Raw genomic sequence first — 12,816 nt, 5'->3', positions numbered from 1 at the left:
CAACCTGGCGCGACACACCGGGCGTTACGGCATGGCGAAAACGGAGTGAACACCGATGGCGGAAGGTTTTAGCGAAGTCAGGACAATCGGCGCCCGCGCGCTCAATGCACTGACTACCGGACGGCAGCCGTACTTTCTCGAAGTGCCCGGCACGGCAAACGCCGCCGCGCTGTCCGTGGTGTCGTTCGAAGCGGTGGAACGGCTGGGCTCCCCCTACAGCGTCACCATCCAGTTGACACACCCGCTGGCACTGGAACGGGCGGACTATCTGGGCAAGCCCGCGGCCTTCCTGATCGATCCCGCCGACGGCACCGAGCCACGCAAGTTTGCGGGCTGCATCACCCACTTCAGCCAGACCCGGCAGACCCGCGATTTCTGCGGCTACGAGATCGTGGTCGAGCCGCTGGTCGCGCGACTGTCGCTCACACGCGCCATCTACAACGACGGTCGCCGGGTGAGAACGAAGGAAACCGTGGAAGAGGCCCGGGATCGATTGAAGCACTACAAGGCCGAACCCGCCGACCACAGCACGCTGCCGTCCAATCCGGAGTTCATGAGCCAAGTGGCTGCGTATGACCTGCCGATCGGATTCTGCGAGTCCTTTGATGACCGAGCCTTTTGGCGCGGCTTGATGATGGACGCGGACTGGACGCAATGCACGGATGCCTATTTCGAGAGGGATGTATTGCTCAAGCCGGACATGCCAACAGCCTATATCGACAAAGAGACGGCCTTGGACGCTATCGCACGGGAACAGGCCGAACGGGAAAAGCGGGAGAGACACTGATGCGCGCAAACATCCCCGGCACTGCCGCCTTGCTCTTGATCGCTGGGTGTGCTGTAAAGAATGTGAATCCGCCAGAGGTTGAGCGGCACTACGACGTGCCGCCGCAGGTGATCTACCGGATCGACGATCACCGCTTTGTCTCGCTGGAGAACTATGCCGATTGTCATCATGGCACGACGTACTACAACGACACGCGCCAGGGTATTCGCACCGAACTGGGAGAAGACAGTATCGAGAACTACCGAGGGCGGCTAATCAACGCCGATCCTTCCGGCCGCTACATTGTGATCCCTTCTTCGTTTCCCCCCGACGATGCCTGCCCCGACAAGGGCTGCAATATCTCATTCATCTATTCGACGGATGGCGGCCGCTCCTTCTGGGGCACCTACTACATGCGCAATAGTTGGCAACCGTTTAAGGACTCTGCCGACTACATTGTGGCCGCCACAGCAGACCGCATTTACATCGCGAAAAAATGGGGATCGCGGGACTACTCTGTAACGCAGTACCCGCTTATCCCAGGTATCGACCTGCGGAAAGAATACCCACCCGGGGTGAGGGGAGCGAGTTTTATAGCCTCCGACCGCCCGGACTACCTCAAAGGCCTGCGCACGCCTTCCGGTCAGGAATACCTGTCCTGTGACGATTCCATCCGCCCCAAGAATTTGCCAGCCGAGAACTGAAATAACCTGCATTGCTGAATGATCTGATTGGCTACGGATTTTCGTATGAAGGGCCGCTGACTAGAGAACGACTTATTACTCAAACCGGACATGCCAACAGCCTATATCGAAAAAAAGATGGCCTCAAATGCCATCGCACGGAACCAGGCAGAACGAGCCAAGCGGGAGACACACTGATGCGCACAAGAATCTCAGACATTGTCAGCCTGTCTCCGCTGGTCATGGGGCGCGTAAACAGAATTGCGCCTATTGTCGGCGTCGCGTTGCTTGTCGGATGTGCCGTTCCCCCTCCGAACCCACCTGATGAGGTGCGGAACTACGATGTGCCACCGCAGGTCATCTACCGGATTGACGACCACCGTTTCGTCTCACTGGAAAATTACAGGGATTGCCATCACGGCACAACGTTCTACAACGACACGCAGCAGGGCATTCGTACCAAGCTGGGAACCGATAGCATTGAGAACTATCAGGGGCTACTCATCAACGCTGATCCTTCTGGCCGCTACATTGTGATTCCATCGTCGGAGCCGCCTACTCGTGCCTGCCCCGACAAGGGCTGCAGCATCTCATTCATCTATTCGACGGACGGCGGGCGCTCTTTCCGGGGCACCTATTACATGCGAAACACCCAAACTCCCTATCGGGACTCTGCCAAGTACATTATTGCTGCCACGGCAGACCGCATCTACATCGCGGAAAAGTGGGGATCAAGGGACTACGCTGTCGAGCAGTATCCGCTGATTCCCGGTATTGATCTGCGGAAGGAGTTACCGCCAGGAGTCAAGGGCCACCGGTTTCGCGCCTCCGACCGTCCGGACTACCTCAAGGGTCTGCGCACCCCCTCGGGCCAAGAATACCTGTCCTGCGATGATTCCATCCACCCCAAGAATCTGCCAGCCAAGCCATGAAAGAACCTGCATTGCTGGGCGCCGTCGCCATGCTATTGATCGCTGGGTGTGCTGTAAAGAATGCGAAGCCGCCAGCGGTTGAGCGGCACTACGACGTACAGCCCCAAGTCATCTACCGGATCGACGATCATCGCTTTATCTCGCTGGAGAACTATACCGATTGCCATCATGGCACGACGTACTACAACGACACCCACCAAGGTATTCGCACCGAACTGGGGTGGGCAAGCAAAGAGAACTACCGTGGACGGCTGATCAACGCCGACCCCACCGGGCAGAACATCGTCATTCCGAATTCCACACCTCCAAAATTTGCGTGCCCCGACAAGGGGTGTCGTGTCTCGTTTGCCTACTCCACAGACGGTGGCCGTACATTCAAGGGAGAGTGGTATATGAGCAATACCCAAACTCCCTATCTGGACTCTGCCGACTACATCATGGCCGCCACAGCAGATCGTATTTACATCGCGAAAAGATGGGGATCGCGGGACTACTCTGTAACGCAGTACCCGCTTATCCCTGGCATCGACCTGCGGAAAGAATACCCACCCGGGGTGAGGGGAGCGAGTTTTAAAGCCTCCGACCGCCCGGACTACCTCAAAGGCCTGCGCACGCCTTCCGGTCAGGAATACCTGTCCTGTGACGATTCCATCCGCCCCAAGAACCTGCCAGCCAAGAAATGAAAGAACCCGCATTGCTCGATGACCCGACCAGCCATGGCGGCAAGGTCAAGACCGCCTCATCGACCTATGTACTGGACGGACGCCGCGCGGCCCTGGTCGGCGACATCGTGTCCTGCCCGATCCATGGCGATAATCCGCTCATGGAAGGTGGCGAGGGCATGACCGACGAGGGCCGGCCGCTGGTCGTCACAGGCTGCCGCTCACAGTGCGGCAGTATCGTCCTGCCGGGCTACTCGGGAGTCAAGATCGGATGACTTCGCCGTGGTTCCATCCCGAGCCCAGGGAACGACCGGAAGTCGTTTGGGGCGGCTTTTGGCCCTACATTATTTTCTACATCGTCATCCAGGCAATCAGCGCCGCGATTGTGGTCGCCGCATGGCCCAAAGGAAAGCCGGCGGCGACGGCGGATTTCGTCTTCGCCATGCTGATGCCAGCCCTGTTCGTCACGATCATCGTTGGCGGCTTCTTTCATTACTTCTCGTTTGAAAGGCCGCTGACGCGGGTCATCGAGTGGAACAGGCTATGCGACAAGCGTCGGTACTACTGGCACCGGTGGGCGCAGTCGCGCCTTGCCATCGTGACAAGCACGATGCTTGCCCCGGAGGACGCCATCGCGGAACGCATGCTCGGCCTGGAGGGCAGCGCCCCGGCCAACCCCGACAAGATTCTGCCGCTGGAACTGGCGGTGCCCGCAGGCATGACCCGATTGGCCTACGTCCTGGACTTGATGCTCCAGCCGCTGGCGCAAACGGTCAGGCAGTTGCAGCAGACCGGAGAATTTCGCGTCATCCTGCAAACGGGTCGGCAGGCCGATCTTGACGAGCTGCAACGGGCCATGCGCAAGCTGGATATGCCCCTGCCGAATCTCTCGTGGATCTCCGGCAACGATTCGGCACCGATGAACCGCCTGTGGGCCGATGACCAGACCCCATCCGGGAGTCTGCTCGTCCTGGCTTGCCAGTTGCACGAAGGGAAGGAAGCGCCGGACTGCTCGGAACTGGCGCTTGCCTTGCTGCTGTGCCATCCGGATAGGCTGGCGCGCGGGAAGCTCAAGCCCCAGGCCTACCTGTATCGCCCGATCTCGGTCGATACCGATGCGCTCGACACGGCGCTGGCAACGCTGCTGCGCGCCGAGCAGACCCCGCCCAAGCGCCTCAAGCATTTCTGGTTCAGCCGGCTGGAAAAGCGGACCCGGCACGCGGTGACCACGGCGGTGAGGGATACGGGGCTGACCCTGGGCATGCAGGACATCGACCGCTGCCTTGGGAAGGCGAGCCACGCCAGCGACTGGCTGCCGGCCGTGCTGGCCGCGCAGATGCTCCATCACGGGCAAGGTTCGCAGTTGATCGCCACACGAGACCCACTCGGCGTGGCGCTGAACGTGGTAGCGCCTGAGGTGGCGGGCCTGTCCCGCCCACCCCCGCAAGCCTATGCCGGGATAACGTGGGTAGCCTCTGTATTTGGCCTCGCCGGGGGCGGATGGCTGCTGGATTTCATGTGCGCCAAAGGGATGCCCGAGGATATGTTCATGGCATGGTGGGCCTATCCGGTGATTGCCCTGTTGCTGATCGTGCTCGGTCTTGTGGTGGAAGGACTGAGTCTGGGCCAGATGATCCTGGACTTCGAAGACAGGTATTTCTGGTAGCACACCAACACAGATAGAGCATCGATAGGCATGCATGAAAAAGAGGCTGGCATATCGGCTGCGCAATCCATGTAACGAAGTCGGACGGCTGCCGGGCTTCCGGCAGATAGTCAGATGCGCGGATAATATAGTGCAGCCGAGCTAACACCGCGGCGCCCTGTTTACAACCTGCCTCCTCGGCAAGAACAAAAAATGCCGTCGAAGCCTCAACTGAACGACATTACGGTTCCGATCCGGTGTTTTTTGCCTTATGCGCCCGGCGCTCCGCCCTTGCTACGCACCGCATCCGGACATTCCCCGATCGCTCCGCGCAAGCGCATCGCGCTGCTCCGGCAGCGTCCACCGGCGGTGATACACTTTCGCCATTCCTCCCGGACGCCCCTCATGAAATTCTGCTCGAACTGCGGCCATGCGGTCGTGCTGCGCATCCCCGAAGGCGACTCTCGCCCGCGCCACGTGTGCGAGAACTGCGGCACCATCCACTACGTCAACCCGCGCAATGTGGTCGGCACCATTCCCGTGTGGGAGGACAAGGTGCTGCTGTGCAAGCGCGCCATCGAGCCGCGCTACGGCTTCTGGACCCTTCCCGCCGGCTTCATGGAGATCGGCGAGACCACCGCCCAGGGCGCGGCGCGCGAAACGCTGGAAGAAGCCGGCGCGCGCGTGGAGATCGGCGAACTGTTTTCCATCCTCAATGTGCCGCATGTGCACCAGGTGCATATGTTCTACCTGGCGCGGCTGGAGGATCTCGACATCAGCGCGGGCGAGGAAAGCCTGGAGGTCAAGCTGGTCGAGGAAGCCGACGTGCCGTGGGACGAACTGGCCTTCCCCACCGTGATCCACTCGCTGCGCTGCTTCTTCGCCGACCGCGCGGCGGGCAGGCTGGCCGACGGCAGCTTCCGCCTGCACAGCCTGGACATCGACAAGCCGATGCGCCCGCTCACCAGCCGCGCCACGGTCGAGCCCTGATCCCTTCACCCGAGGCCGCCCCCGCTGCCCGCACGCCCGCCCATCCCGCATGATCACCTGGCTGGATCCGCATGATCCGTTTCCGCCGGTCGAGCGTGCGCTCGGCCCGGGCACCGACGCGCCCGGCCTGCTCGCCGCCAGCCGCGAGCTGTCGGCCCAGCGCCTGCTGCTGGCGTACCGGCAAGGCATCTTCCCCTGGTACGCCGAAGGCCAGCCGGTGCTGTGGTGGAGCACCGACCCGCGCATGGTGCTGGCGCCGCACGCGCTGCGGGTATCCGCCACCTTCCGCAAGACCCTGCGGCGCGTGCTGCGCGACCCGGACTGGGAAATCCGCGTCGACGCCGGCTTCACCGAGGTCATGCAGGCCTGCGCGCTGACCCCGCGCGAAGGGCAGCACGGCACGTGGATCACCGAGGACATCATTGCCGCCTACGGCGCGCTTCACCAGAACGGCCTGGCCCACAGCGTGGAGAGCTGGTACCGCGGCGAGCGCGTGGGCGGCCTGTACGGCGTGGCGCTGGGACGCATGTTCTACGGCGAATCGATGTTCGCGCACCGCACCGACGCCTCCAAGATCGCGCTGGCCGGGCTCTGCGCGTTCCTCGGCATGCACGGCGTGGCGATGATAGACTGCCAGCAGGAAACCGACCACCTGGCCTCGCTTGGCGCCAGCCCGATCCCGCGCGCGGACTTCGCGGCGCATGTGCGCCTTGCCACCCGCCAGCCGGACATCGTGCCCTGGCGCTTCGACAAGACCGCGCTGCAGCGCTGGACCGGGGCGCCGGACGCTGCCCGCGACTAGCGCCCCGGACTAGCGCGCGCGACCATGCCACGCATGCCGCACGCCGCCGGTTTCCCTTGCATTGCCGTTTTATCCCTGGCCGTCGCAGACAAATGAGCAAGCTAAAGGAACTACCCCTTTCCGCGCTGCAGTTCTACGCCACCGCGCCCTATGCTTGCAGCTACCTGGACGGCCGCATGGCGCGCTCGCAGGTGGCCACCCCGGCCCACCTGATCAACGCGGATGTCTATTCGCGGCTGGTGCGCGCGGGCTTCCGGCGCAGCGGCATCTTCACCTACCGCCCCTATTGCGACGAATGCCACGCCTGCACGCCGTGCCGCGTGCTGGTGGACCGCTTCGCGCCGGACCGCAGCCAGCGCCGCGCCTGGCGCCAGCATGAGAGCCTGCAGGCGCTGGTGGCGCCGCTGACCTACGTCGAGGAACACTACGCGCTCTACCTGCTGTACCAGTCGATGCGCCACGCCGGCGGCGGCATGGACCAGGACAGCCGCGACCAGTACGAGCAGTTCCTGCTGCAAAGCCGCGTCAACTCGCGCCTGGTGGAGTTCCGCGAGCCGCCGGGCGCGCCGCAGGCAGGACGCCTGCGCATGGTCAGCATGATCGACGTGCTCGACGACGGCCTGTCCTCGGTCTACACCTTCTACGACCCGCTGGAGATGGGCGCCAGCTACGGCACCTACAACATCCTGTGGCAGATCCGCCAGGCGCGCGAACTGGCCCTGCCCCACCTGTACCTCGGTTACTGGATCGCCGACAGCCGCAAGATGGCCTACAAGGCGCGCTACCAGCCGCTCCAGGTCCTGAGCGGCAACCAGTGGCGGCCGTTCGACGCGCCCGCCGCGCCGGCGCAGCCGGGCTCGCCCACCGCCGCGCCGGTGATCCCGCCGCAGCCCGGCGACGAGGAAGCCGGCAGCACGCGCTAGCCGCGGACTGCGAAGTAGCGCGGGACAGGCTGGAAGGCCGCGCGGCGGCCCAACCGTTACAATGCCGCCCTGGTCCCGACTTCCAAGCTGATTCCCCGTGCTGAACGCGCTCTATCCCCTGTTTCGCCCCGCCCTGTTCTCGATGGATGCCGAGGACGCCCACCATTTCACGCTGAACAACCTGCGGCGCGCCAAGCGCCTCGGGCTGGCGGGCTGCATCGGCAACGCCATCGCCGCCGACCCGCGCACCGTGATGGGCGTTCGCTTTCCCAATCCGGTGGGCCTGGCCGCGGGCCTGGACAAGGATGGCGCGTATATCGACGGGCTGGCCGCGTTCGGCTTCGGCTTCATCGAGGTCGGCACCGTGACGCCGCGGGCACAGCCCGGCAACCCGCGCCCGCGCATGTTCCGCCTGCCGCAGGCCGATGCGCTGATCAACCGCATGGGCTTCAACAACGGCGGCGTGGATGCCTTCATCGCCAACGTCCAGGCCTCGCAGTGGAAGGCCGAAGGCGGCGTGCTGGGCCTGAACATCGGCAAGAACGCCGACACGCCGATAGAGCGCGCGGTGGACGACTACCTGCACTGCCTGGAGCGCGTCTACCCGCACGCCAGCTACGTCACCGTCAACATCTCCTCACCCAACACCAAGAACCTGCGCCAGCTGCAAGGCGCCAGCGAGCTGGACAGCCTGCTGTCCACGCTCAAGGACGCGCAGCAGCGCCTGGCCGACCAGCACAAGCGCTACGTGCCGCTGGCGCTGAAGATCGCCCCCGACCTCGATGCCGACCAGATCGGCAACATCGGCGACGCGCTGGTGCGCCACCGCATCGACGGCGTGATCGCCACCAACACCACCATCGCGCGCGACGCGGTCAAGGGCCTGCCGCACGGCGAGGAGGCCGGCGGCCTGTCGGGCCGGCCGGTGTTCGCGGCCTCCACGCGGGTGGTCGAGGGCCTGCGCGCGGTGGTCGGCGACGCCGTGCCCATCGTCGGCGTGGGCGGCATCTTCGGCGGCGCCGACGCGCGCGCCAAGATCGCCGCCGGCGCGCAGCTGGTGCAGGTCTACAGCGGACTGATCTACCGCGGGCCGGTGCTGGTGAAGGAATGCGCGGACGCGCTGCGGGCCTGAGTCGCGCATGAGAGGGGCCTGATACGCGGTTTTTCCAATCGCCGTATCATCCCCATCCCACTCTCCTCAGTGTGACAAGGACAAAGAACGTCATGGAAACCATCCGTCTGGGCCGCAGCGACCTGGAAGTCTCGCGCATCTGCCTCGGCACCATGACCTTCGGCGAGCAGAACACCGAAGCCGAAGGCCACAGCCAGCTCGACTACGCCGTCTCGCGCGGCATCAACTTCATCGACACGGCCGAGATGTACCCGGTCAAGCCGCGCGCCGAAACCTACGGCAGCACCGAGCGCATCGTCGGCAGCTGGCTCAAGCGCCAGCAGCGCGACCGCATCGTGCTGGCCACCAAGGTGGCCGGCCCGGCCCGCATGCCGTGGATCCGCAATGGCGGCGACCTCACGCCGCAGAGCATCCGCGAGGCGGTGGACGCCTCGCTGGCGCGCCTGCAGACCGACTACATCGACCTCTACCAGATCCACTGGCCGGCCCGCAACGCGCCGATCTTCGGGCAGAAGCAGTTCGATCCGGCCAAGGAGCGCGAATGCACCTCGATCCAGGCCCAGCTCGAGGCCATGGGCGAACTGGTGCGCGCCGGCAAGATCCGCTACGTGGGCGTGTCCAACGAAACGCCGTGGGGCGTGGCCGAGTTCGCCAGGCAGGCCGAGCTGCACGGGCTGCCGCGCATCGCCACCATCCAGAATCCGTACAACCTGCTCAACCGCAGCTTCGAGCAGGGCCTGGACGAAGCCTGCTTCCGCACCGACGTGAGCCTGCTGGTGTACAGCCCGCTGGCATTCGGCCAGCTCACCGGCAAGTACCTCGGCGGCACGCCGGAGCAGCCCGTGTTCGACGCGCAGGCGCAGGGCCGCCTGACCCGCTTCCCGGCCGACTGGAGCCCGCGCTACCTGCGCCCGGAGAGCCTGGCCGCGTCGGCCCGCTACGTGAAGCTCGCGCGCGAGCACGGCATCTCGCCGGCCGCGCTGGCGCTGGCCTGGAGCTACTCGCGCTGGTTCGCCGCGAGCACCATCATCGGCGCCACTTCGCTGGAACAACTGCGCGAGGACATCGATGCCTGGCAGGTGCGCCTGCCCGAAGACGTCACCGCGGCCATCGAGCGCATCCACGCCGAGATCCACAATCCGGCGCAATAAGCTGCGCAACCCGCCGCGCGACCGGCACCCTCCCCGCCCGCGGCTTGCCCCCTCCGACGCACTGGAACGGGGCAAACCGGGCAAATCGCGCGGCGGAAATGGTATCCTCGCAGGCTTATCGCCGTCGCAACCGTTGCGCCACAGCGACTGCCTGCCCGCCGCCAGGCAAGTCGCCGCGCGGCGGCAGCGGCTGGCCAGCGCCGGCCCGCCCGGGTCCGCGGCCGGCCGGGACGGCGGACCGGACCTGACCGGTAGAAAACAATGAGCGGCTCACCACCCAGAACCCATATCCGGGGGAGATCAGAAACCATGAAGTGCCTGAAGACATCGACCAAGACCATCCTGGGCAGCGCCGTCGCCCTAGCGCTGCTGTACGGCGGCGCCGTGCAGGCCCAGACCGTCAAGGTGCTCTCGATCGTCGACCATCCCGCGCTCGACGCCATCCGCGACGGCGTGCGCGACGAGCTGAAGACGGCCGGCTACGACGCCGACAAGAACCTGAAGTGGGAATACCAGAGCGCGCAAGGCAATACCGGCACCGCTGCCCAGATCGCCCGCAAGTTCGTCGGCGACCAGCCCAGCGTGATCGTCGCCATCGCCACGCCGTCGGCCCAGGCCGTGGTGGCCGCCACCAAGTCGGTGCCGGTGGTGTACTCCGGCGTGACCGACCCGGTCGCCGCGCAGCTGGTCAAGGGCTGGGGCCCGTCCGGCACCAACGTGACCGGCGTGTCGGACAAGCTGCCGCTGGACAAGCAGGTCGCCCTGATCAAGCGCGTGGTGCCCAAGGTCAAGACCGTCGGCATGGTCTACAACCCCGGTGAGGCCAACTCGGTGGTGGTGGTCAAGGAACTCAAGGCGCTGCTGGCCAAGGACGGCCTGGCGCTCAAGGAAGCCGCCGCGCCGCGCACGGTCGACATCGGCGCCGCCGCCAAGAGCCTGATCGGCAAGGTCGACGTGATCTACACCAACACCGACAACAACGTGGTGTCGGCCTACGAGGCCCTGGTCAAGGTCGCCAACGAATCCAAGATCCCGCTGGTGGCCGCCGACACCGACAGCGTCAAGCGCGGCGCCGTGGCGGCGCTCGGCATCAACTACGGCGACCTGGGCCACCAGACCGGCAAGGTGGTGGTGCGCATCCTGAAGGGCGAGAAGCCCGGCGCGATCGCCTCCGAGACCAGCGACAAGCTCGAACTGTTCGTCAACACCGGCGCGGCCGAGAAGCAAGGCGTGACGCTCTCGCCCGAACTGGTCAAGGAAGCGAAGACCGTCATCAAGTAAGACGGCACGCTGACCCTGCGCGCCCGCGCGCAGGCGGCTCTATCCGGGCCCGCCCCCGGAACGCCCGCGCCGCGCCGCCCGACCCGGGCGGCGCGGCGGGCGTTCCAGATCCGGCCTCCCGTGCCGGAAACAGCAACTGGATTTCCCCATGTCCCTCTTTTCCGTCCTGGGTGCACTGGAGATCGGCCTGATCTTCAGCCTCGTCGCCCTGGGGGTGCTGATCTCCTTCCGCATCCTCAACTTTCCCGACCTGACCGTCGACGGCAGCTTCCCGCTCGGCGGCGCCGTGGCCGCCACGCTGATCGCCGCGGGCCAGGATCCGTTCGTGGCCACCGCGCTGGCCATCGTGGCGGGCGCCTTCGCCGGCTTCGTCACCGGCTGGCTCAACGTGCGCCTCAAGATCATGGACCTGCTCGCCAGTATCCTGATGATGATCGCGCTGTACTCGGTCAACCTGCGCATCATGGGCAAGCCCAACGTGCCGCTGATCACCGAATCCACCATCTTCACCATCCTGCAGCCCGACTGGCTGCCGGACTACATGCTGCGCCCCGCGCTGCTGCTGATCGTGGTGGTGGTGGCCAAGTTCGGCCTCGACTGGTTCTTCTCCTCGCAGCTCGGCCTGGCCATGCGCGCCACCGGCGCCAACCCGCGCATGGCGCGCGCCCAGGGCATCGCCACCGGCCGCGCCACGCTGGCCGGCATGGCGCTGTCCAACGGACTGGTCGCGCTGGCCGGCGCGCTGTTCGCGCAGACCCAGGGCGGCTCCGACATCTCGATGGGCATCGGCACCATCGTGATCGGCCTGGCCGCGGTGATCATCGGCGAGAGCATCCTGCCGGCGCGCCGCCTGGTGTACACCACGCTGGCCGTGGTGCTGGGCGCCATCCTGTACCGCTTCTTCATCGCGCTGGCGCTCAACAGCGAATTCATCGGCCTCAAGGCGCAGGACCTGAACCTGGTCACCGCCGTGCTGGTCACCGGCGCGCTGGTGCTGCCGGGAACCCGCAAGAAGCTGTTCGGCCGCAAGGGAGGTGCCTGAGATGCTGCGCGCGCAAGACCTGAAACTGACCTTCAATCCCGGCACCCCGATCGAGACGCGCGCGCTGCGCGGCCTCAGCCTGGATATCCCCACCGGCCAGTTCGTGGCCGTGATCGGTTCCAACGGCGCCGGCAAATCCACCTTCCTCAACGCCATCAGCGGCGACCAGATGGTGGACAGCGGCAGCATCACCATCGACGACACCGACGTCACGCGCAAGCCGGCGTGGGACCGCGCCCACCTGGTGGCGCGCGTGTTCCAGGACCCCATGGCGGGCACCTGCGAGGCACTGACGATCGAGGAAAACATGGCGCTGGCAATGGCGCGCGGCAGCCGCCGCGGCTTCCGCGCGGCGCTCAACAAGCCCTCGCGCGAACTGTTCCGCGACAAGCTGCGCCTGCTCAACCTGGGCCTGGAAAACCGCCTGACCGACCGCATCGGCCTGCTCTCCGGCGGCCAGCGCCAGGCCGTCAGCCTGCTGATGGCATCGCTGCAGCCCTCGCGCATCCTGCTGCTGGACGAGCACACCGCCGCGCTCGACCCCAAGACCGCCGCCTTCGTGCTGGAGCTGACCGCCAAGATCGTGGAGGACAGCAAGCTCACCACCATGATGGTCACGCACAGCATGCGCCAGGCGCTGGACTACGGCCAGCGCACGGTGATGCTGCACCAGGGGCAGGTCGTGCTGGACGTGTCCGGCGAACAGCGTGCCGGGCTCGACGTGCCGGACCTGCTGCGCATGTTCGAGCAGACGCGGCACGAGCAACTCGATGACGACGCGCTGCTGTTGAGCTGAGGCGGCCCACG

General features: G+C 65.4%; 14 protein-coding genes and 1 pseudogene. All 15 read left to right on the top strand.

Going from position 1 to position 12,816, the window contains the following annotated elements; translation table 11 throughout:
- Window positions 1-55: 55 nt before the first annotated feature.
- Window positions 56-433: pseudogene (locus ACKI2N_RS08815) on the top strand (contractile injection system protein, VgrG/Pvc8 family); the annotation flags it as partial.
- Window positions 434-454: 21 nt separating this feature from the next.
- The gene (locus tag ACKI2N_RS08810; RefSeq protein WP_426990842.1) at window positions 455-787 is read left to right on the top strand and encodes an effector protein Tle3 domain-containing protein; all 333 of its coding nucleotides are present in this window, start codon (window positions 455-457) and stop codon (window positions 785-787) included.
- The gene (locus ACKI2N_RS08805; protein ID WP_420993835.1) at window positions 787-1,470 is read left to right on the top strand and encodes a T6SS immunity protein Tli3 family protein; all 684 of its coding nucleotides are present in this window, start codon (window positions 787-789) and stop codon (window positions 1,468-1,470) included. The genes ACKI2N_RS08810 and ACKI2N_RS08805 overlap by 1 nt, the downstream gene beginning before the upstream one ends.
- Window positions 1,471-1,646: 176 nt before the next feature.
- Window positions 1,647-2,381 carry a T6SS immunity protein Tli3 family protein gene (locus tag ACKI2N_RS08800; RefSeq protein ID WP_420993834.1) on the top strand — a complete coding sequence of 245 codons (735 nt, stop codon included), beginning with the start codon at window positions 1,647-1,649 and terminating at the stop codon, window positions 2,379-2,381.
- On the top strand, window positions 2,378-3,064 hold the full coding sequence (locus tag ACKI2N_RS08795; RefSeq protein ID WP_420993833.1) for a T6SS immunity protein Tli3 family protein: 687 nt from the start codon (window positions 2,378-2,380) through the stop codon (window positions 3,062-3,064). Before ACKI2N_RS08800 ends, ACKI2N_RS08795 begins: the two co-directional genes overlap by 4 nt.
- On the top strand, window positions 3,061-3,318 hold the full coding sequence (locus ACKI2N_RS08790) for a PAAR domain-containing protein (RefSeq protein WP_420993832.1): 258 nt from the start codon (window positions 3,061-3,063) through the stop codon (window positions 3,316-3,318). Before ACKI2N_RS08795 ends, ACKI2N_RS08790 begins: the two co-directional genes overlap by 4 nt.
- Window positions 3,315-4,709, top strand: coding sequence for a hypothetical protein (locus ACKI2N_RS08785; RefSeq protein WP_420993831.1), 1,395 nt, complete (start codon window positions 3,315-3,317; stop codon window positions 4,707-4,709). Before ACKI2N_RS08790 ends, ACKI2N_RS08785 begins: the two co-directional genes overlap by 4 nt.
- Window positions 4,710-5,093: 384 nt before the next feature.
- Complete coding sequence (locus ACKI2N_RS08780) at window positions 5,094-5,678, top strand: NUDIX hydrolase (protein ID WP_420993830.1); 585 nt, start codon at window positions 5,094-5,096, stop codon at window positions 5,676-5,678.
- Between the two features lie 49 nt (window positions 5,679-5,727).
- Window positions 5,728-6,480, top strand: a complete 753-nt coding sequence (aat, locus tag ACKI2N_RS08775) for a leucyl/phenylalanyl-tRNA--protein transferase (RefSeq protein WP_420993829.1) — start codon at window positions 5,728-5,730, stop codon at window positions 6,478-6,480.
- Window positions 6,481-6,572: 92 nt separating this feature from the next.
- Window positions 6,573-7,403: an arginyltransferase gene (locus ACKI2N_RS08770; protein WP_420993828.1), complete on the top strand. Its 831-nt coding sequence runs from the start codon at window positions 6,573-6,575 to the stop codon at window positions 7,401-7,403.
- A 97-nt stretch (window positions 7,404-7,500) separates the two neighbouring features.
- A complete protein-coding gene (locus ACKI2N_RS08765) occupies window positions 7,501-8,535 on the top strand; it encodes a quinone-dependent dihydroorotate dehydrogenase (RefSeq protein WP_420993827.1) in 1,035 nt (344 codons plus the stop codon).
- A gap of 92 nt (window positions 8,536-8,627) precedes the next feature.
- Complete coding sequence (locus ACKI2N_RS08760) at window positions 8,628-9,686, top strand: aldo/keto reductase (protein WP_420993826.1); 1,059 nt, start codon at window positions 8,628-8,630, stop codon at window positions 9,684-9,686.
- 309 nt (window positions 9,687-9,995) lie between these two features.
- The gene (locus ACKI2N_RS08755; protein WP_420993825.1) at window positions 9,996-10,967 is read left to right on the top strand and encodes an ABC transporter substrate-binding protein; all 972 of its coding nucleotides are present in this window, start codon (window positions 9,996-9,998) and stop codon (window positions 10,965-10,967) included.
- Window positions 10,968-11,115: 148 nt separating this feature from the next.
- The gene (locus ACKI2N_RS08750; protein ID WP_420993824.1) at window positions 11,116-12,009 is read left to right on the top strand and encodes an ABC transporter permease; all 894 of its coding nucleotides are present in this window, start codon (window positions 11,116-11,118) and stop codon (window positions 12,007-12,009) included.
- Between the two features lies 1 nt (window position 12,010).
- Complete coding sequence (locus ACKI2N_RS08745; RefSeq protein ID WP_020201197.1) at window positions 12,011-12,805, top strand: ABC transporter ATP-binding protein; 795 nt, start codon at window positions 12,011-12,013, stop codon at window positions 12,803-12,805.
- Window positions 12,806-12,816: the final 11 nt, after the last annotated feature.

Source organism: Cupriavidus sp. 30B13 (assembly GCF_049059565.2).
Lineage (GTDB): Bacteria > Pseudomonadota > Gammaproteobacteria > Burkholderiales > Burkholderiaceae > Cupriavidus.
Note: the sequence above shows the minus strand (reverse complement) of the source record. Positions and strands in the feature narration are given on the sequence as shown.